20 protein-coding genes and 1 tRNA gene are annotated in these 19053 nt (G+C 52.0%); 11 read left to right on the forward strand and 10 right to left on the reverse strand.

Annotated elements, in window-relative coordinates; all coding sequences use genetic code 11:
- The first annotated feature begins 21 nt into the window (after positions 1-21).
- From HCH_RS21070 to HCH_RS21090, 5 genes are all read left to right on the forward strand, one after another.
- Entirely contained in the window at positions 22-1044 is a 1023-nt protein-coding gene (locus HCH_RS21070) for a hypothetical protein (RefSeq protein WP_011398462.1), read from the forward strand.
- Between the two features lie 354 nt (positions 1045-1398).
- Positions 1399-1668 (forward strand): LysR family transcriptional regulator, encoded by a 270-nt coding sequence (locus tag HCH_RS21075; RefSeq protein WP_011398463.1) that lies wholly within the window; start codon positions 1399-1401, stop codon positions 1666-1668.
- 73 nt (positions 1669-1741) lie between these two features.
- Positions 1742-3124 carry a cytochrome b6 gene (locus HCH_RS21080; RefSeq protein WP_011398464.1) on the forward strand — a complete coding sequence of 461 codons (1383 nt, stop codon included), beginning with the start codon at positions 1742-1744 and terminating at the stop codon, positions 3122-3124.
- A gap of 173 nt (positions 3125-3297) precedes the next feature.
- Positions 3298-3690 (forward strand): hypothetical protein, encoded by a 393-nt coding sequence (locus HCH_RS21085; RefSeq protein WP_011398465.1) that lies wholly within the window; start codon positions 3298-3300, stop codon positions 3688-3690.
- 842 nt (positions 3691-4532) lie between these two features.
- A complete protein-coding gene (locus tag HCH_RS21090; RefSeq protein WP_011398468.1) occupies positions 4533-5894 on the forward strand; it encodes a DEAD/DEAH box helicase in 1362 nt (453 codons plus the stop codon).
- 58 nt (positions 5895-5952) lie between these two features.
- Here HCH_RS21090 and dbpA read toward each other — a convergent pair whose 3' ends face one another.
- The 7 genes from dbpA to HCH_RS21125 form a co-directional block, all read right to left on the reverse strand.
- Positions 5953-7341, reverse strand: coding sequence for an ATP-dependent RNA helicase DbpA (gene dbpA / locus HCH_RS21095; RefSeq protein ID WP_041598845.1), 1389 nt, complete (start codon positions 7339-7341; stop codon positions 5953-5955).
- A gap of 182 nt (positions 7342-7523) precedes the next feature.
- Positions 7524-7733 (reverse strand): cold-shock protein, encoded by a 210-nt coding sequence (locus tag HCH_RS21100; RefSeq protein ID WP_011398470.1) that lies wholly within the window; start codon positions 7731-7733, stop codon positions 7524-7526.
- Positions 7734-8364: 631 nt separating this feature from the next.
- A complete protein-coding gene (locus HCH_RS21105) occupies positions 8365-8604 on the reverse strand; it encodes a hypothetical protein (RefSeq protein WP_011398472.1) in 240 nt (79 codons plus the stop codon).
- A 160-nt stretch (positions 8605-8764) separates the two neighbouring features.
- Positions 8765-9490, reverse strand: coding sequence for a DUF5818 domain-containing protein (locus HCH_RS21110; protein WP_011398473.1), 726 nt, complete (start codon positions 9488-9490; stop codon positions 8765-8767).
- A 37-nt stretch (positions 9491-9527) separates the two neighbouring features.
- Complete coding sequence (locus HCH_RS21115) at positions 9528-10028, reverse strand: tetratricopeptide repeat protein (protein WP_202945266.1); 501 nt, start codon at positions 10026-10028, stop codon at positions 9528-9530.
- Between the two features lie 111 nt (positions 10029-10139).
- Complete coding sequence (locus HCH_RS21120; protein WP_202945267.1) at positions 10140-11063, reverse strand: metallophosphoesterase; 924 nt, start codon at positions 11061-11063, stop codon at positions 10140-10142.
- 2 nt (positions 11064-11065) lie between these two features.
- A complete protein-coding gene (locus HCH_RS21125; protein ID WP_049781048.1) occupies positions 11066-11977 on the reverse strand; it encodes a LysR substrate-binding domain-containing protein in 912 nt (303 codons plus the stop codon).
- A gap of 95 nt (positions 11978-12072) precedes the next feature.
- Here HCH_RS21125 and HCH_RS21130 point away from each other — a divergent pair, with 95 nt between their 5' ends.
- The 3 genes from HCH_RS21130 (at position 12073) to HCH_RS21140 (ending at position 14809) form a co-directional block, all read left to right on the forward strand.
- On the forward strand, positions 12073-13056 hold the full coding sequence (locus HCH_RS21130) for a YeiH family protein (RefSeq protein WP_011398477.1): 984 nt from the start codon (positions 12073-12075) through the stop codon (positions 13054-13056).
- A gap of 265 nt (positions 13057-13321) precedes the next feature.
- On the forward strand, positions 13322-13753 hold the full coding sequence (locus HCH_RS21135; protein WP_158304986.1) for a hypothetical protein: 432 nt from the start codon (positions 13322-13324) through the stop codon (positions 13751-13753).
- Positions 13754-14062: 309 nt separating this feature from the next.
- Entirely contained in the window at positions 14063-14809 is a 747-nt protein-coding gene (locus HCH_RS21140) for a fused DSP-PTPase phosphatase/NAD kinase-like protein (protein ID WP_011398479.1), read from the forward strand.
- A gap of 272 nt (positions 14810-15081) precedes the next feature.
- On the opposite strand, the gene HCH_RS21145 is transcribed toward HCH_RS21140, so the two are convergent.
- The 3 genes from HCH_RS21145 to HCH_RS21155 all read right to left on the reverse strand — a co-directional run bounded on the left by HCH_RS21145 (position 15082) and on the right by HCH_RS21155 (position 17136).
- A tRNA-Ser gene (locus tag HCH_RS21145) sits at positions 15082-15172 on the reverse strand.
- 125 nt (positions 15173-15297) lie between these two features.
- Entirely contained in the window at positions 15298-16122 is an 825-nt protein-coding gene (locus tag HCH_RS21150; protein ID WP_041598847.1) for a CheR family methyltransferase, read from the reverse strand.
- 69 nt (positions 16123-16191) lie between these two features.
- Positions 16192-17136 carry a chemotaxis protein CheV gene (locus HCH_RS21155; RefSeq protein WP_011398482.1) on the reverse strand — a complete coding sequence of 315 codons (945 nt, stop codon included), beginning with the start codon at positions 17134-17136 and terminating at the stop codon, positions 16192-16194.
- 296 nt (positions 17137-17432) lie between these two features.
- On the opposite strand from HCH_RS21155, the gene flgA reads away from it, so the two are divergent.
- The 3 genes from flgA to HCH_RS21170 all read left to right on the forward strand — a co-directional run bounded on the left by flgA (position 17433) and on the right by HCH_RS21170 (position 18949).
- A complete protein-coding gene (gene flgA, locus HCH_RS32625; RefSeq protein ID WP_158304987.1) occupies positions 17433-18026 on the forward strand; it encodes a flagellar basal body P-ring formation chaperone FlgA in 594 nt (197 codons plus the stop codon).
- A gap of 125 nt (positions 18027-18151) precedes the next feature.
- Positions 18152-18466 carry a flagellar biosynthesis anti-sigma factor FlgM gene (gene flgM, locus HCH_RS21165; protein WP_011398484.1) on the forward strand — a complete coding sequence of 105 codons (315 nt, stop codon included), beginning with the start codon at positions 18152-18154 and terminating at the stop codon, positions 18464-18466.
- Positions 18467-18484: 18 nt separating this feature from the next.
- Entirely contained in the window at positions 18485-18949 is a 465-nt protein-coding gene (locus HCH_RS21170; RefSeq protein ID WP_011398485.1) for a flagella synthesis protein FlgN, read from the forward strand.
- Positions 18950-19053: the final 104 nt, after the last annotated feature.

A 19053-nucleotide genomic window follows, 5' to 3' on the forward strand; every position in this document is an offset into this window, starting at 1 on the left:
AACACGGAAACGACGTAAATCATGACCAAGATGAGTAACGAGACACCAAGCTCGCACGTTCAAACTGATTCGCAACCGGAGCGCGGCAATCCGCTTAAGTTTATTATCGGCGCGCTGGCGACTGCGGCCGCCCTGATGGCGATCAACACCGCGATTACGGCCAGCACCATCGGTCGTCCGACAGCGTCATCACAAACACTGTGCGATCAGGTGAACGCCCGCATAGAACTGGCTGAGCGCATGCAAGGCCCCAACCTGCTGCTGATCGGCGGCTCTGGGGTGCGCGCCGGGTTTTCCGCCCAGATGTTGAGCGACGAGCTGAATCTGAACGCGCTGAACTTCGGTCTGCAAGCCTCCATGGGACCAGATCTGACGCTGAGTGAAGCCAGGCGCGCGCTGAAGCCGGGAGATACCGCATTACTGGCGTTTGAGTATCCCCAGTACAAGCACGATAGTTGGAACCCTATTGAGCTTAACTACGGCATGGGTTGCGCAGCGACCTGGTTCAAACAAAAGCCGCTGCAGGACATTGTCGAGGGGCTTATGGCGACAGACCTCACCCGAATTGTTGACGTCTGGCGCTTTGCCTCCAAAGACAACAAGCAGCTCAATACCTTTGACTCCAACGAACATGGCGACAGACTGCCGGAAAGTTTTCCCGCCGTTTCGGACAAAGTGAAACGACGCTTATCCTTGTACCAGCCAGTGAACATCGGCATCGATACTGAGTCTCGGGGCGCGCAAGCCATTAAAGCTTTCGTCGAATACGCCAGGGCCAACAACATCAAGGTTTACGCCACCTGGCCGAACACCATTGATTTCCCTGAATATCGTAAAACGTCCGGATTCCAGCAGATTAAGGAGTTTTACGCCAACCTGGGCGTTCAGATGATCGGTGAGCCACAGTTGGGCCTATATCCCACCACCGCCTTCTATGACACGCAATACCACCTGGATTACGCCGCAATTAAAAAACGCACCCAGGACTTCATCACTGCGCTAAGGCAAGAACACATCGACTTCGCAGCCTCACAGGGCGGTTAACGCCGCTTCGTTCTTTTAACCCTGCGGCTGCATGACATAATGCGGTCGCAGGGTCACTCAGCTCTCATGGCGCCAGCTTCCGCCAACGAAGCCCCCCTCAATACCTACCAAAATACTTACCAAAGCCTGGAAGTTCACGCTCAAGACAAAAACGTTCTTTAGTATCTATGTATCGGATGGTCGTCCATTAGTTCCATTTAAAAAACCTATTCTCAGACTATGCGCAATTAATTGGAGCCCCTTTTTTAACGACCTTAATCTTGATGCTGGCAAACCTTCGTTCGCACATTTCCGGGCGAGGCTTCACCAGCGACGCAACAGTCGCTCAGAATCACAACAAGAAAGGAGCTCCTGATGACGCTGAAGGAACTGGCATACATCGTAGCGGTCGCAGAGGAATTGCATTTCCATCGCGCAGCCGAACGCTGCCACGTCACGCAATCCACTCTCAGTATCCAATTGAAAAAATGCGAAGACTATCTCGGCGTACAGATATTCCGCCGCAACCGCCACTTAGTGGAAATAACACCGGAAGGCAGAGAGATTGTGCGTCTGGCGCAAAAGGCGTTAGCAGCGGCGGAACAGATACGCAGTCTGTCCAGAGACCTCCGCGCAGCACGGTAATTTAGACAATCAATCACGCGATTTAAAGGCAATGTGTAGACTGACTTTCACTGGTTTGGATAGGGAATAAGTCATGAAAAAACACAATGGATTCGCCTTTGCCGCGAGCCTTTTAACCTTAGCGCTGGCCTCACCGTTAAACGCCGCGGTAGGAAACTCATATGCGCCAGTCGTGGACTCAGAGTCCTTCGACAGCGTCAAACAACGCATGGAAGGCGCCAAGGATGACGTCGTCGCGCGTCATAAGTCATTGTTAGAGGAACGTTATGATCTGGCGGACAAGCCGTCATCAGAGATAACCATGTCCAAAGGCAAGCCTGTGCAAACGGGCGTACGGGTAAAGCTCGCCAATGGCGTATCCTGGGAGCAGCTTTCCACAATGACGCCACTGCAGATTAAGCAGAAGGGCGTGTTCCCTAAAGGATTTCTACCTCTGCCGCATCCGAACCATAGCGAAGGCGGCATGCTGTTTCCTCAGTTTCACATTGATGAAATCAAAAAGCAGGAAGGCCGGGACCTGACGCGCTTCGATCTGGACTTTGTCATGCCGTCACATTTTCTACCGGAGTTTCCTGCGCCAATCTACCTCACCACCCGCCCGGATCTTGGCGATGTCTCTCGAGGTAAAGAGGTGACCCTGCAAAACTACTATGAATTGTTTTCCGGCGTACTGAACCCCAAACAACTGGAAGGGTTGCGCTTGTTGGTAACGCCTTTTCCGCAGCAACAATTTAACGCCACATCTGATCGACGATCCGCCCAGCCAAGCATGGGCGTCGCCTGTTTTGACTGCCACACCAACGGACACACCAACGACGCCACTCACTTAGTAGGCGATATACGCCCGCAGGAGCGTCGCCATCGCATCAACACGCCCACTCTGCGCGGCGTAAACGTACAACGCCTGTTTGGATCCCAGCGAGCGCTGAAAACCGTTGAGGATTTCACCGAATTCGAACAACGCGCTGCATATTTCGATGGCGACCCTGTCATCGCCACCAAGAAAGGCGTCAATATCCTGGAGAGAGGCAGCCAGGTCCACTTCATGGGCGAGTTCCAGGCGCTATTGGATTTTCCGCCAGCGCCCAAATTGAACTTGTTTGGAAAACTTAACCCTGAAAAGGCTACAGAGTCCGAACTGCGAGGACAGGAAATTTTCTTCGGTAAAGGCCAATGCGCAGCATGCCATGTTCCACCGTATTACACGGACAATCTCATGCACAACCTCAAGGTGGAGCGCTTCTATAATGAAGAGATGATCAATGGCATGCTCGCTGGCGCTGACGGCCCCATCAAGACATTTCCTCTTAGAGGGATCAAAGACTCGCCGACTTATCTGCATGACGGTCGCCTGCTGACGTTGGAAGACACCGTAGAATTTTTTAACCTAGTGCTCGGCGTTAAATTGAACAAACAGGAAAAGCAGGACTTAACGGCATTTTTATACACTCTCTAGGGGCGTCTTGGTTTTCGCTTCGCCGATCAATGGCTTATAGGGCGACGACCCTAGCCGTATCCGGGTGTTCATGCCGGCTAATATCAATGCAGAGGCGGTTATAACTGGACTCTTGCCTGTGATGAGGGGTACAGTACCCCCTCCCATTAACCCACCGAGGACACCACACCTATATGGCAAGAGAATTCCAAGATACCCACTTCCGCGTAAAAAAACTGAACGGTTACAAAGTACGAGAGTTCAAGGCCCTACTGGAGGCCGACAGCGCCGACGATACGCCGGTTCTGCTCAACCTGAAAACAGATCACAAGCTTTGGTTCCGCTTTTTCCTGGACGAAGGCAAAGGCTTTTGGGAAGAGTGGGAAGATTTTGACGACAAGCCCGGCGAAGGCGAGAGAGAAGTGGACTATGCCTCTCTTTTCAATATCAAGTCCAAAACGATCAAAGATATCAGTTGTGAAAACGCCAGAATAAAAATCAGATTCGAAGGCGGTGGCGAGTTTTGCCTGAAATCGAAAGACGAGAGCGATCACAACGCCGAGAGTCAAGCAACTTTCCGTCGCTAAACGATTAATAGCATTTCTGTTCGATCCCTTTCTTTTTAGCGCTTTCCGCCCACTGTGCGCGCGCCCTACGAAATTCCGGGATAAATCAGTCACCCACCGTCACCTAATGCCGGCATATATCCGGTAAGACTTACATTAAAAATAAATTGCGGCCGTTAAAGGCATGAGCGTATTTGCGCGCTCGAAAATACTGCTTAAAACGGCCGCCAGACTCCGCCAGCAATACTCTAACTCTTCGCCGACCTATGACGATACATGGGCTCGTCGCCGCATGAGTAAGACGACCAGGGAAAGAAAGTATTAGAAAGAGTACGTAATGCCAGTAAGAAGGACGTTAGAATGCGAGCCTTCGGGCAGGCCAATATATTGATACCCTAAGATCGTCACGCCGAAACCGCCTTCTCTTCCAATCGATCCCCAAACCACCGTATGGACGCAGGCCAGTGGATGTCTTGTCCTCATCCTGCTTATCGCGATTCTTATAGTCGATGCTTACCTCATAATCAGTGTAAGCGCCGGCCACTTTCGCAAACGCATTAAATCTCTCGGAAAGCGCTGCTTGACCTTTGATGCTCAGAGCAAAGCCATCATATTCGGTATACTCGCCAAGACTGCCAATGTACGAGGTAAAGCCGGAAGTGATGTTTTGCTATGCGAACCACGTTGCTTCCCCTTACTTTCTTGGCTATCCCTCAGAAGCGACCTTGAAATAGCTTATCAAGGCTGTTGTCAATCGGGGCATGTCCTCTGCTCAAATGATGGTCCTGGACAGGCGCTTACTGTAAGCTGCACGTCCGCCAGCGAGCTGGCCCCAATGAATCAGCAAGAAGAAGTTATCCTATATGAGCTTTGCCTCCCTCGGCTTGTCCGCCCCCATTCTCGACGCTATTTCTGAACAGGGCTATGCATCGCCCTCACCTATCCAGTTGCAAGCAATTCCTGTCGTTCTGGAAGGAAAAGACGTCATGGCGGCCGCGCAGACGGGAACCGGCAAAACCGCCGCCTTCACGCTGCCTATTTTGGAGCGCTTATCGAAAGGCGACCGGGCGCGCTCAAATCAGGCTCGCGCCTTGATCCTCACACCAACGCGGGAGCTCGCCGCTCAAGTCGGCGAATGTGTATCCATCTACAGTAGCAAGTTGCCCCTACGCTCCACCGTGGTTTTTGGCGGAGTAAAAATCAACCCGCAGATGATGCGTTTACGCCGCGGCGTAGACGTGATAGTAGCAACGCCCGGACGCCTGCTCGACCTTTACAATCAAAACGCCGTGCGCTTTCAGGATCTGGAAGTGCTGGTATTGGATGAAGCCGACCGCATGCTGGATATGGGCTTTATCCATGATATTCGCAAGATTCTGGACATTTTGCCGAAGCGCCGGCAAAACCTGATGTTCTCCGCCACTTTCTCCAACGATATTCGCAAGCTGGCGAAAGAACTGGTTAACAATCCAGTAGAAATCTCCGTTAGCCCTCCCAATACAACGGCCAAAACGGTTAAGCAGTGGATTCATCCGGTTGATAAAAAGCAGAAATCCGCCCTGCTGACGCAACTCATTCGCGACAACAACTGGGATCAAGCCCTGGTGTTCAGCCGCACCAAACACGGAGCCAACCGCCTGACGCGGCAACTCTGCGCCAAAGGCATCAATGCCGCCGCTATCCATGGCGACAAAAGCCAGAACGCCAGAACCAAGGCGCTGGCGGATTTCAAAACGGGAAGCGTACAGATTCTGGTAGCGACGGACATCGCTGCGCGCGGCATCGACATTGATCAGCTGCCCCAGGTCGTGAACTTTGATTTGCCCCAAGTGGCGGAAGATTATGTACACCGTATCGGCCGCACCGGCCGCGCCGGCGCGGAAGGACAAGCGGTATCCCTGGTGAGCGCGGATGAGTTCAAGTTACTCGCCGATATCGAGAGGCTGATTCAAAAGCGCCTGCCTCGTGAAGAAATCGAAGGATTCGAACCTGAACAGCGTCTACCTGAATCGCGCCTGCCCACTCAACCCGTGAAAGCGCGCAAGCCGAAAAAGCCTAAAGCAGCCAAGAGCGGCGAGCAGCGTGAACAAGACAGAAAGGGCGAGAAAAAAGGCCCGCGGCAAGACGGCGCGGCGAGAAACAATGCAAACGCGCCCCGCAGACAACGCAGAAGAGGCACTGGCGCCGGGCGACCTGCGCCACGCAAAGAGGCCAAGAGCAACTAGTCGCCTCTTCGATTCCTGACTTCGGGGCTGACTTGCAAGAGTAAGCCCCGCCTCATCATCAGCTCCTGATCTTTCTGACCCGAAACGAACGCCCTTTCATTTTCCCTTTGCCCAGTTTATCCATAGCAAGTTTGACGGCGCTTCGCGCAACGGCGACGTATGCGCAGTTGTCAAAAATATGGATCTTTCCAACTAGTTTGCCGTCTACCCCGTTGTCTCCAGTCAAGGCGCCGAGAATGTCTCCTGGGCGCACTTTCTGTTTCTTACCGCCATCGATCTGTAGAGTCTCCATTGGCGGTTTGTACGCTAGGTTCTTCAGCAGACTGGTTGCCGGCGCGGGTTCTGCGCTGACAATAATCTCTTGATACTCTTCCAGGCGGCCGATTTTGTACATTTCAGACTCGCTGAAGAGGGTGCACGCAACACCGCTCGCGCCGGCGCGCCCTGTGCGTCCGATACGATGCACATGAACTTCCGGATCGCGGGCGATATGGAAGTTGATAACTGCGTCCAGGGCGTCAATGTCCAGGCCGCGGGCGGCGACATCGGTAGCAACAAGGATAGAGGCGCTTTTGTTGGCGAAACATACCAGGGTCTGATCCCGGTCTCTCTGCTCCAGATCGCCATGCAACGCCACTGCGCTAAAACCGTGGCTCACGAGCATATCCGCCACCTCTTGAGTCTCCCGCTTGGTATTGCAGAAAACGACAGTGGATTCTGGCTTGTATTGCAACAGCAGCAATCGCAACACCTCTAAGCGATGCGTATCGCCTTCCACCTTGTAGTAGTACTGCTGAATACTGGCGTTGTCATGAGAAGACTCCACCTTAACCATCACGGGGTTGAGCATCACCCGTTCCGCAATGGATTGAATCTGGTTCGGATAGGTGGCGCTGAACAGCAGCGTTTGCCGCTGCGCCGGCATCTTTTCAACGATAGCGTCCAGCGCCGCCTGAAATCCCATTTCCAGCATGCGGTCCGCTTCATCCAGCACCAGAGTGTGCAATTGATCCAGCACCAGCGTTCCTTTACGCAAGTGCTCCTCCACTCGTCCTGGAGTCCCCACGACGATATGCGCGCCATGCTCCAGCGAACCGATTTGCGGCCCGAAAGGCATACCGCCGCACAGAGTCAACACCTTGATATTATGAATCGCTCTCGCCAGGCGACGAATCTCTTTGGCGACCTGATCCGCCAACTCCCGGGTTGGACACAGAACCAGCGCCTGGACGCAAAAGCGTTTTATATCGAGCTTGTTCAGTAATCCCAAGCCAAAGGCGGCAGTCTTTCCAGACCCGGTTTTGCCCTGAGCGATAACATCCTTTCCCGCCAGTATCGAAGGCAGGCTTTGCGCTTGAATAGGCGTCATAGAGTGATACCCAAGCGTGGACAGGTTCTGTAACAGTCCAGGATGCAATGAAAGAGAGGAAAAAGCGGTGGCGCTCAAGGTGAAGTTCCTTTGGATGGTGTAACTGCGATGCGTCGCTGGCGTAGACTCTTCGCCGCGCGATGTGGTGTATAAAGCAACAAAAAAGGGCAAGGCGATAAGCCCTGCCCTTTGTGTCTCATCTGTCGATCAGACGGCGATCCCTTTGCAGCATTTGCTCCGGGTCGCCAAAAATACGCCGCTTACAGCGGAACGATGTTCTCTGCCTGAGGTCCTTTCTGTCCCTGAGTAATTGTGAACTCGACTTTCTGGCCTTCGGTCAGAGTTTTGAAACCAGAACCAGTGATGGCGCTGAAGTGAGCAAAAACGTCAGGACCGGATTCTTGCTCGATAAAACCAAAACCTTTGGATTCATTGAACCACTTTACAGTGCCGGTAACAGTATTGGACATAGTCATATCCTAAATAATCTTTGGTAAATCAATGCCTTGCATAAGGCCGCTTTGCTGGAAGTTTTTCTATTACTTATGAAAACAGGACGAGGACTATAGACAGGACTTCGAAATGGTATTGCATAAATATCAGATTTACTTACAGACTGCTCAAAGTATATGCAGGGCGATTTCGCTGTCAAGATGGAACAGACATATCCTTTCGTCTTCATGACCAAGTTTTCTAATTTTTGATCTATTTATAGCAAACGAGACGGAATTCCCCCCACTTTTACCCCTGCGTCGCCCTTGCCAAGCAAATAAACACAGCGACTGACTCATGATCAATCTAAATACAATCTGGATTGTCTGACATTCATGCATAGAGGCTTCCGGAGCAAGAAAGTATTTAGTCGTCAAGAAACAATTCTACTCTCCGAATAATTGATCGTCGTTCAAATAAGTAAGTATCCCCGTATCCTGACCGACTGGACAGATATAAATAGAAACAACGTCAACGTTTTTTGTTAAGTATAGATTTCGCGAAGCATTACTACAGCCTGAACGGGCTGAATTGCATCAGCGAGGATATATTAATCAGGCAGACAAATAGCTTCCTTCTATTTGTCTGCAACGACAGGGCCTGCACAGGTCAGACCCTGTCTCCCGCGGCTTGCCGCCGCGCAGGCGCATCCATGCGAACAAACATACCTGTTTCGGTTTTAAACACCGACTCAGGCCACTTTTTCTCATCACCTGCTCCGAAACCAATACCGTCTTTGTAGAAACGGATTTTGATTTCAGCGACGCGTTTCCCGCTCTTCATTCGATGGGTAATCCATCGCTTTTTCCGAGCGGGAATCGCAATAAAAGCGTAAACGCCACCAACCACGCATAACACAGCTCCTGCCGCGAGCAGGAAGCCCGCCCACAGGGGCGCGTACTTCCTCCAGCGGTCAATGTGGTTTAAGCCACTGCCTGTATTCTTCTCCGTAATAGCACTTTGACTTGCTGAAATGCGCTTCGGCGATCATTTACCCATTTTTTACGCATTAGTCTGAGTTTTGCTGGGTAACGTCGTAGCAGTTCGGAGTGGAAGCGCCGATATAATCGACCGAAATCGTGACGCCCTGCATGCAGAATGAATACTCCGCAGCTTCGCCTGTGACGTACACTTCATCTCCCGGACCATATCCACTCAAGTCGCCGCCCAAGGTATAAAGACGTCCTTGCGTATCCCTGAACGCCGGACATTCAACGCCCTCCTCTGTAAGCCGCCCCTTCAGGCAGACTTTCTTGGATTGCGACACGTCAGATTCTCCCAGCATGGCCGCCTTCGAGTTACTCTCCGCATGAACGCGGACGCCTTTCAGTCCGTCCGGTATTACCGCCATACGATATGTCACACTCATGGAGGAGATGACTTCCGCAGCCGGTTGGTCCGGAGGCATAGCGACAAATCCAAAGTCGTAGACGCCATCGGGGGGCGCCTGAATATATTGAAAAGCAACCAGTTCCGCGTTATTCCAGCCAGCGCTGGGAACCATGCCTTCAGCCCGAATCTCCAGCATAGGCGGATAACTTTCCAGTATGCTTACCTGCACGTTATCAACCCGGTATACCATAGATTTCGCAGCGGATTGCCTTTGGTCTGCAGTGTCCCCACCCGCCCAAACCATCGCCGGCGCCGCTAATAGCAGCGGCAAGCAAGCGGCCATATGTCTCAGATTTACTCGCGCCCCAGTGAAAAGACTAACGCCTTTATTTATTCCATTCATTTTTTCGTCCTTTTTGATTCAGCATGAAAATACTCTTTCATTCCCGCCAGGTTCTCGTCAGGTCTTCAGAATAGAGAGCGATGGCTCTTCGATATTCCTGCACATAGGGGTCTTGAGAGGTAGCGGCGATCACTTTCAGCAGCGTTTCAACGGATTGCCTGGATTCCCCTACATTGAACAAAGCCATGGCTTTGAACACATGCAACTCATGCGCGTCAGGAAACTGCGCCAGCCCCTCGTCAAAGGTATTCAGCGCCAACATATATTCTCCCAGTGCGCGATAAGTGCTACCCAACCCCAAATATGCGCCTCGCAACAGTGTCTCCGATAACTCTCCAGAGATTGCATTGAGGTAGTACGGAACAGCTTCCGCCTCCAATCCCAAATAGTCATGAACGCAGGCGGCCTCGTACTGTAGCTCAGCGTCGGTAGGAAAATCTTCCGTCAATTGCACGGCAAGGTTACGCGCATCTTCATGACGCCCTTGCTCCCGTAAATATCTAATAGACTCTGCACTCATCATCCTTTTTACTATCACCCCGTCTGAAAACTCCCCTCCTATACCCTGGAGGAGAATACGATCACCCGGCTTCACGCCGCATTCTGCTGCATTTCACTTTTCCCGAAACTGATCGGGAACAATTCACGCTTAAGCGTGAACAAAGTTTTCTTTTCGCAATACCGACTCGCCACTCCAGCGATACGCCACCAATTTCCCCTGCTTGGCCACAGAATAATCGAGGCAAGCCACATTGGAAGCCAACGGCTCCGGTTCGCCCGCCAGCCAATAATGACCAACAAAGCAAGGCGGCTGCTCTTCTCCGTACCTGGGCATCGTTTGTGGCGCAGGAAGCTGCGCGGCGTCGCCAATATCCAAGCCCACAGGCAACGCCACTTCTCCTAGCGTTTTGGCGTCTCGCCGCCACCATTGCACGCGAATCGCATCCCTTTCGGTTCCATCTTTATCATGAAATATGATTCCATCAGGCAACCCAATCTCTACACCCTTGATCAGAGTTTCAACGGCGGTAAACATCAGATGTCCTTCAGTGGATGCATCAATCAGCATGTCCAAATCCAGCAATCCAGAGGGCGAGCGCGCACGAACAGCGTCGATATAATCATCATGCCAGCAGGCGTGAATGACCCGTAGACCGTCCAACTCCAACCAGAGTGGCAAGCTGTGGAAAAACGCCAGCACGTCTTTTTTCAATTCCGGCTCAGATTCAAACTCGTTCAAAAAGGCCTGATGCTGGCGGATATTCTTTTCCGTACGTCGGCGCAGATATTCCCCCTGATGCAAGGTGTGGAACGCCAGCGCATTGAACTCATGATTCCCCATCACCGCCAACGCATGACCATTACCCACCATTTTCATGACCAGCGCCAACAGTTTACGGTGCTGTCGCAGGTGTTCGCCGCGATCAATGAAGTCCCCGAGAAATATGACTTTCCGCTCAGGGTGCGCATAACCGTCGCCAGCGTCCACATAACCAAGGAGCCGCAACAGTTTGACCAGCTCATCCGCATGGCCGTGAATATCGCCAATAATGTCGTAATACTGCTTTTTCATACTCATTCTCCCGCCTCAAAGGGGTGACGGTTCGCCTCCCGCTCCCTCTCCTGCAATAAATCGATAAACGCCTTCACCACGGTCGACTCTCTGTTGTCCGGCGCACATACCCAAGAGAACTGACGCGTCAAATTAAGAGGCGTATCCAGCTCAACCAACAGCCTCTCGGGCACTTCGTCCACAATCGAAAGCCTCGACAGACAACCCACTCCCAGCCCTGCCCGCACAGATTGTTTGATCGCCTCCTGTCGGGACAACGCAAAAGAAATGCGCGGCCGCACGCCCATGGCTTGCATCGCCGCATCAAACACCGCGCGCGTGCCGGAACCCGTCTCACGCACGATCCACGGAAACTGTTCCAGCGCCTCTGCCCCAATGTTACCGACACGCGTCAGAGGATGCCCCGCCGCGCAAAATATCGCCAACCTATCAGCCAGCCAGGGTGCGATGTGCAATGTGGGATGCAGAGCCGGCCCCTCAATCAGGCCAATATGCGCACGCCCTTTTTCAAGTAAAGCAAGCACCGCCTCTGTATTGTGGATCTGCACATCGGGCTCTACTTCAGGATAGCGTTTGACGAATTCCGCCAACAGTGAAGGTAGCAGATAGGAAGCAATTGTAACGCTGGCCGCCACACGCAGAGGACCAGCCACCTTTTCAATATCAGGCAGCGCCAGCCCATCCACCAAGCTAAGAATTCGTCGTACGCGCGGTAATACACGCCTGCCTGCGTCACTCAGTTCCAGCTCCCGCCCCACTTTAATAAGCACGTTGTAACCCAGCGCCTTTTCCATTTCCCGAATGGACTGACTTGCCGCCGACTGGCTAAGACATTGCTCCTCAGCCGCCAGGGTTAACCGCCCCAATCTGGCGGTGGCCTCAAACACCCGCAATTGCCGCAGACTCACATTCATCGGTTTTTCTAAACTATGACTTAAGAAACATCCAATATACTTATTACACATACTTTCTTAAAGTCCCTTAACGAAAACATGAAGGGGCTTACGCCATGCTAATTCGCCTGGTCGCACTTGCTGTATGCGCCATCCTGCTTGCTCAACTTCCTTTTATCGCCGCCCTGGGACTCAGCGCCCTCCCCTTGGCCTCCCTGCTTGGCCTGCTTTATGGAGCAGCCGCTACACACGATACCCACAGCGACGTCGCAATCCTTAACTTCTGTCAGCAGAAACTTCTGCGGCTGGGCATCATCCTGTTCGGCTTCAATCTCAGCTTTCAACAAATAGCCGCAATCGGCTGGCGCACAGTACTGCTAGACGCTGTGGTCATCATTTCCGTGCTCTCTACAGGTATCTACTTGGGCGTCAAACTACTGCGTCTGCCCAAAGAGATAGCAACGCTTACAGCCATAGGCAGCGCAGTATGCGGAGCCGCCGCGATTATGGCCGCCGAGCCCGTTGTTCGCGCAAAAGAGCAGGATGTCGCCGTGGCGGTTGGAACCGTGGTGGTTTTCGGCACAATGGCCATGTTTATTTATCCCGTCATATATCGCTTCACCTTGATGGAGCCATCGCTATTCGGGATCTATATTGGCAGCACTGTACATGAAGTCGCTCAGGCTGTGGCGGCCGGGCAGTCGATCAGCGGGGAAGCCATGCAATTCGCAGTGGTCGCCAAGCTCGTCAGAGTGATGCTGCTAGCACCGGTCATCATCGCCCTCAGCGCATTGCTATTTCGAGCGCCCGCCGGAGCCAGCAGTCAAACCAAGATTGCTATTCCCTGGTTTGTCTTCGGCTTTATCGCCGCCGCCGCAGTCAACAGTTTGATCACCTTACCTGAGTTTGTATTGGAGTCACTCAGATGGACGGCCCAAATCGCACTCACCCTGGCCATGACCGCCCTGGGCGTCAAAACCCGCTGGAGCGCCATTCGCCAAGCCGGAATCCGACCAATCGCACTGTCCTGCATTCTGTTTATCGTATTGCTGGGCGGCGGGTTTGGATTGAATATCTGGATGCTTGAGGAGGCGATTTAGAGGTTTTCTCCATCCAACGCTCATCTGTCATTACAAATTATTATTCAAAGCCGAACTGCATGCAGGGGGAGCTTGTCTGCGGTTATACTCCCCCACTTCGCCTCATCTACGCGAAATCAATGAAAACGTATAGGCAGTGCAGCTAGCGCCCATATGACAAACGTGCATAGGTTCGTCCCCCAGCAGCGACATGACTCATTTAGCCAGGATCACGCAACAGGTTCACAAAATATTCCAAGGGGTTAAGAGCGCTGAAGAAAGCATCATGAAGAGCTCAAGCTTCTCACAGTGCATGCGAGGACTTTTTTATGGCGTTTTTCTTATTCCATTAACTGCATGGGCCACTTTTGACAACCTGACCTCCAGCGAAACGCCTAGCGATCCCTCCACTTGGTCAAATGGCATGTTACTGATGGTTCTCCCCATACTTCTGCTCGCCATTCTTTTAGTTGCAATGGCCATAGAAATACTGATTTTTTCAATCCTGGAGAACATCGCATTCAGGACAGAAGCACAAAATCCATTTTACGCATGCCCAGGAGTCGTATCTTACGCCATCATTGGCGTTTCATACTTTTCCTTTGCTTTACTCTATTGCATGCAGGGCCTGTTTAGTCTGGCATTGGCGCTCAATCCAATCACAGTCAGATTAGTCATCATGCTGGTAAGAAGCCGTCATGTGAGTAGACTTCGATAGAATCCGACTGGCGCATTCGCCCCGGGCCTTACCCTTTGCTGCTGATTATCGTCCTGTAGCACGCCTCAATCTTTTGCTTTGAAGGCCAGACCTTAATCCCGCCAACTTACGACATATTCCACCACTTCGCCTGCCCCATCATACACCACGGGTTTTAGCAGTCGCCTAGCTGGAATCTGCCCCCCCTTCCTTATCCGAGTTAATTCTGGGTCGCAAAAAATCAAGAAGCTCGCATCTAAATGCCCTGTCGTTGTCGTCTTTAAAAATTACAAAGATTGGCACATACGAATGCTCATTTAGGAGGCAATCATGATTTATGGTTTAAACAGTTACCTAAGAAACAGCGGCGCCGCACAATTTGGATTTAAAAACTTTCAATGGGTTCTCCCAGGAGTATTGGTGCGTTCATCTCAGCCGAATTATGCAGGGCATGACCAACCTCATACGCTTAGCTTTGTTCAAGTCGACTTTTTAAAGAAGAAAGGCGTCACTTGCATTATCAGCTCTAACGAATACGCGCTAGAGGAGCACTCAAAGACACTTTTGAAGACTTACGGAATTTCTTACTACCATTTCAAAATTGCTGATTTTAAAGCGGCCACTCCTGCGCAACTTATAAACGCAGCGGAGATTATTGAGGCCAATAAGAAAAAGGGGGCCACTCTCGTACATTGCGGCTTCGGTGAAGGCCGGACTGGAACCATCGTTGCAGGCTGGGCGATGACAAAACACATGAAGACCCAGGCAGGCGCGGACATCAATACGATGTGTAGCGCATCAAGCTTACGAACAAACTTTGGCGTCGAAACGCCAGACCAAGTTGAATCGATACGGGCGGCGGCAAAGCTACCAAGCAGTTATCCAGAGACGATACCTCTTCCTCTGGGATTAAGCTCAGCCGCCAGTTTTGGCGGAGCAATGGGTTCTGGTCCAAGCTTCATAGGTCCAAAGGGGTCAGGATTTTCAGGCCCCTCAGGATTGGGCATGCCAGACGACGCAAGCACGCCAGGGTTCTTTTTCGCCAACTTCAGTTCGGGCAATAGCGACGGTTTTTAGCCATATGCACCTAGAGACATAAGGGGGCATTATGCCCTCTTGCTCAACATTTGAGCCTCAATGATGGTCGCTTTTATCAAGCAGGAACAGCAAAAAGCTCTCAGATTCGCCCAAAAATAGCCCAGAAAAAAATCAGGTTTTTTCTTAGTAATCAAAAGGTTATATGGGACATAGGAGATCTAGAAACCTGCTGTATTAGCCCAGAATTAGCCCAGAATTAGCCCAAGCCGCATGCATGAATTTCTAAGTTATTGATTCAGAAGGGAATTCAATGGCGGTGAGGGAGGGATTCGAACCCTCGATACGGGGTGACCGTATACACGCTTTCCAGGCGTGCTCCTTCAACCGCTCGGACACCTCACCAGAGAACCAAAACAGGATTATTGCAACCCGTGTTTTGAGGTGCGCTAATTTATACGAATGCCCCCCGAAAGGCAACCTCTAATCTTCCCTATCGCGCAAATATTTCACTAAGTCCAGGCGGTGAGCTATTTCGCTCGATAAATGATGCCGGGGCTGCAGTGCACCATCTCGAACTTATCCGGAAGATTACCCAAGGACTCCGAGGCGCCGAGTATCAGATAGCCGCCCGGTTTCAAAGCGGAGTGCATACGGGACAGAATGTCCTTTTTCAGCTCGGCCGAGAAGTAGATAAGCACGTTGCGGCAGAAAATCACGTCAAACTTTCCTAGTAATGAGTATGAGTCAAGCAGGTTCAGCGACCGAAACTCTACGCAACGAGCCACCTCCGGCTTGATTTTCCAAGAGCCGTTCGGCGTCTTGGTGAAGTAACTGGCCATGCGCTCCTTGGAGAGCCCTCGGCCGATGGCCAGCATTTCGTACTCGCCCTTACGCGCGGCGCTGAGCACGCTGGCGGATAAGTCCGTCGCCACGATGCTGAGGGTGGCGCGCATGCCGCCCAGGTTTTTACGACGGTATTCATCCGTCACCATGGAGATGGAATAGGGCTCCTGCCCTGTTGAGCATGCCGCCGACCAAATACGAATTTGAGTGACGCCTTTGTTGGCGCTCAGCTCTGGAAGTATTTTTTCTTCCAGAATCCGGAATGGATGAACATCCCTGAACCACAGGGTTTCATTAGTGGTCATGGCGTCGACCACCGCTTCCCGCAAGGGTGAGCGCATGGATCGACTCATTTTGTCGACCAGCTCGCCCACGGTCTCAATCTTTTCATCCGCCATGATTCGTCGCAGGCGGCTTTGTACTAAGTATTGCTTATTATCCCCTAGTACAATGCCGCATGCTTTTTGGAGGAAATCCCGAAACTTATCGTAGTCTGCGTTATTAACCAGAAAAAATCCTGCCCTGACCGGTTATGCGCCAAGCGCGTCGACAGCTGAAAGTAATTACGCCAGCCGGTGTTATTGTCTTCTTTCTTCTATGGTTTTCAGCACGGATGTCACTCGCTGCGCCAGCTCATCGGGGTTGAATTTGGCCATAAAATCATCTGCGCCGACCTTCGCCACCATCGCCTTGTTAAAAACACCGCTTAATGACGTGTGCAACATGATGTACAAGTCCTTCAAGGAGGGATCATTTTTACAGTTGGTAGTCAGTGTGTAGCCATCCATTTCCGGCATCTCCACATCTGAAATCATCAGACTGAGATGGTCGTCGATACGGCTACCGTCGGCGACCAGCGAGCGAAGATAGTCGAGGGCCTGGCGGCCGTCATTTTTAGTGACCACCTCCACGCCTACCGCATCCATACAATGAACGATCTGGCGCCGCGCGACAGTGGAATCATCCACTACCAGCACTTTGTGCTCTATTGCTTTGGCCGCCAGTTCCTTATCGATGAATTCATCCGCGACGGTATCCCGTGTCGGAGAGACTTCGGCGAGAATCTTCTCCACATCAATGACTTCAATCAGCTTGTTTTCCAGGCGAGTCACCGCCGTCAAATAATTGTCTTTGCCCGCCCCTTTTGGCGGCGGATGCATATCTTCCCAATTCATATTGACGATACGCTCCACCCCGGATACGAGAAAGCCCTGCGTTTTGCGATTGTATTCCGTGATGATGACGAAGCAGTTATTGACGTCTTTCTCGGGAACAGGCATTTGACCTGTGGCCATTCCCATGTCGAGTATAGGGATGGTTTCACCACGAATATGGGCCACTCCCCTGACCACAGGATGTCGTTTAGGCATCATTGTCAGCTTCGGGCATTGCAGGACTTCCTTAACCTTGAAAACGTTGATTCCGTAAATCTGCTCACCCTGCAGCCGAAACAGGAGCAACTCCAGGCGGTTCTGTCCGACTAACTGAGTACGTTGGTTTACGCTGTCTAATACCCCGGCCATAAAGGGCGCTCCGCTGTTTGTTGTAGATTACCGAACTATCGGATCGGGGCGCTGACGAGATGGCGCCCCGCATGAGCTCGCCAGCCCGGCACAGACTTTGCGTGCCTTGTCGCACACCGTCATTTTATTGGCGACGCGCAAGCGGCTACCCGGTAGCTAAGTAAAGCATAGGACAAAAAATGAAAATACGCATAACCGGCTTGATGTATATCGGCATTCTCGTTTTTTCAGCCCCGGCCTTATGCAATTCCATTCCGGTCTGGCGGCAACAAACTTCCGTTGCAGTAGAAGAGTTTATGATGCGATTTGCCGCGGCGGCGGCTGAACAGCTTCAGGAGCGGGTTGTCTATGAGGTTTCCGAGCCTGACTCCCGTCTTAACTTCTCTCCCTGCGAGCAAACGCCGGCCGTCAGGGAAGCCAGCTCCAATGGCGGTCGACTGACGCTGAAGGTAAGCTGCGAGTCCCCCAGCCCGTGGCAGATATACGTGCCCGTGCAAATGGAGCGGTACAGACAAATCGTGACAATAAAATCCGCCGTGCCGCGGGATTACGCCCTGGCGCCGGAAGACCTGGAAACCAAAGAGTTGAATATCATCGACTTACGCTACGGTTTCTATACGAACGCAGAGGATGTGGTCGGCATGATCACGCGTCGCCCCGTCAACGCAGGTTCCGCGCCCTATCCAAATATGCTGGAAGCGCCTAAACTTATTAATAAAGGCGACATGGTGGTGATAGAAGCGGCCACCCACCACTTCAGCGTGAAAATGCCGGGGGTCGCCATGGCGGATGGCAGACGCGGCCAACAGATTATGGTCAAGAATAGCTCCAGTAACCGTATGGTGCGTGCGGAAGTCATAGGTTCAGGTCACGTCAGAACGCCCTTGTGACCATACAGGCTGCACTGCTTCCGGTAGCATGGCGGCGTTGACAAAATAATTCTAAAAATCTCGCTAAAGTTTCTCCGCATTGAGCCGATAAATTAGGTAATTAAAGTTTTTAAGAGAGTAAGGCCATGAATATCAAGGGTGTCGGTTCACCTCCCGTGAACGATATCAAGTCCCGGGAAAATCTGCAGAAGACTGAGAAAGTCGATGTGGATGCCGGGAAAAATGCGGCGGCTCCCGAAAAAAGCGGAGATTCCGGGGACAAAGTCGTCCTCAGCTCGCAGGCTCAGAACATCAGGAAAGTCGAACAGCAACTGGCGAAATTACCCGACGTGGATAACGAACGGGTGGAGAAGATCAAGAAAGCGCTGGCCGACGGGTCCTACCAGATCAATTCACGCAGTGTGGCAGAGAAATTGCTTAATTTTGAGCAAGACTTCTGATAACACTGTGAGGGCGCCATGTCCGCCGATCTGAAAGTATTTATTGATCTGCTTAAACAGGATCTACAAACTCTCTCTCAACTTGAAGATGTGCTGCAGCAGGAACGCGACTCTCTGGAGCAAAGCGATATTGAAACGCTGCAGCGCATCATCGAAAGCAAACTCCCCCTCCTGCAACAAATTGAAAGCCACGCGCGCGCTCGCATGCAGTGGGTCAGCCAAACCGGCCTGTCTATAGACCGCTTTCTCTCTCTGCTGAAGGAAAAAGCGCCTCCTGTAATGAAGCTGTACCGACAGTGCGAAAGCTGCCTCGCCAACATACACAAGCTGAATGAGGTCAATGGACGCATTATCGCCCGTTCACAGCAGCGCACGACCAAGATGATGCAGATTATTCGCGGCCAATCCCAACACATGCAGTTGTATGGCAAGAACGGCGCAGAGAAAAGCGTTGGCGAAGGCCAGGCCATCGCACAGGCGTAGCTTTTCGGACGCAAAAAAGGCCGCAAACGGCGCGGCCTGAAACAACATCGTCCAAGGGAAAGGTCCGCAACTGGCGGAGCGCTCTAACTACCTCGCCCGCCGTG

Source organism: Hahella chejuensis KCTC 2396, from assembly GCF_000012985.1.
GTDB classification, from domain to species: domain Bacteria; phylum Pseudomonadota; class Gammaproteobacteria; order Pseudomonadales; family Oleiphilaceae; genus Hahella; species Hahella chejuensis.

Bases quoted from the DNA above. Each gene is read 5' to 3' on its own strand.
- HCH_RS21070 (WP_011398462.1), top strand. From the start codon at position 22: ATGACCAAGATGAGTAACGAGACACCAAGCTCGCACGTTCAAACTGAT.
- HCH_RS21075 (WP_011398463.1), top strand. From the start codon at position 1,399: ATGACGCTGAAGGAACTGGCATACATCGTAGCGGTCGCAGAGGAATTG.
- HCH_RS21080 (WP_011398464.1), top strand. From the start codon at position 1,742: ATGAAAAAACACAATGGATTCGCCTTTGCCGCGAGCCTTTTAACCTTA.
- HCH_RS21085 (WP_011398465.1), top strand. From the start codon at position 3,298: ATGGCAAGAGAATTCCAAGATACCCACTTCCGCGTAAAAAAACTGAAC.
- HCH_RS21090 (WP_011398468.1), top strand. From the start codon at position 4,533: ATGAGCTTTGCCTCCCTCGGCTTGTCCGCCCCCATTCTCGACGCTATT.
- HCH_RS21100 (WP_011398470.1), bottom strand. From the start codon at position 7,733: ATGTCCAATACTGTTACCGGCACTGTAAAGTGGTTCAATGAATCCAAA.
- HCH_RS21110 (WP_011398473.1), bottom strand. From the start codon at position 9,490: ATGAATGGAATAAATAAAGGCGTTAGTCTTTTCACTGGGGCGCGAGTA.
- HCH_RS21120 (WP_202945267.1), bottom strand. From the start codon at position 11,063: ATGAAAAAGCAGTATTACGACATTATTGGCGATATTCACGGCCATGCG.
- HCH_RS21125 (WP_049781048.1), bottom strand. From the start codon at position 11,977: ATGAATGTGAGTCTGCGGCAATTGCGGGTGTTTGAGGCCACCGCCAGA.
- HCH_RS21130 (WP_011398477.1), top strand. From the start codon at position 12,073: ATGCTAATTCGCCTGGTCGCACTTGCTGTATGCGCCATCCTGCTTGCT.
- HCH_RS21135 (WP_158304986.1), top strand. From the start codon at position 13,322: ATGAAGAGCTCAAGCTTCTCACAGTGCATGCGAGGACTTTTTTATGGC.
- HCH_RS21140 (WP_011398479.1), top strand. From the start codon at position 14,063: ATGATTTATGGTTTAAACAGTTACCTAAGAAACAGCGGCGCCGCACAA.
- HCH_RS21155 (WP_011398482.1), bottom strand. From the start codon at position 17,136: ATGGCCGGGGTATTAGACAGCGTAAACCAACGTACTCAGTTAGTCGGA.
- flgA (WP_158304987.1), top strand. From the start codon at position 17,433: ATGATGCGATTTGCCGCGGCGGCGGCTGAACAGCTTCAGGAGCGGGTT.
- flgM (WP_011398484.1), top strand. From the start codon at position 18,152: ATGAATATCAAGGGTGTCGGTTCACCTCCCGTGAACGATATCAAGTCC.
- HCH_RS21170 (WP_011398485.1), top strand. From the start codon at position 18,485: ATGTCCGCCGATCTGAAAGTATTTATTGATCTGCTTAAACAGGATCTA.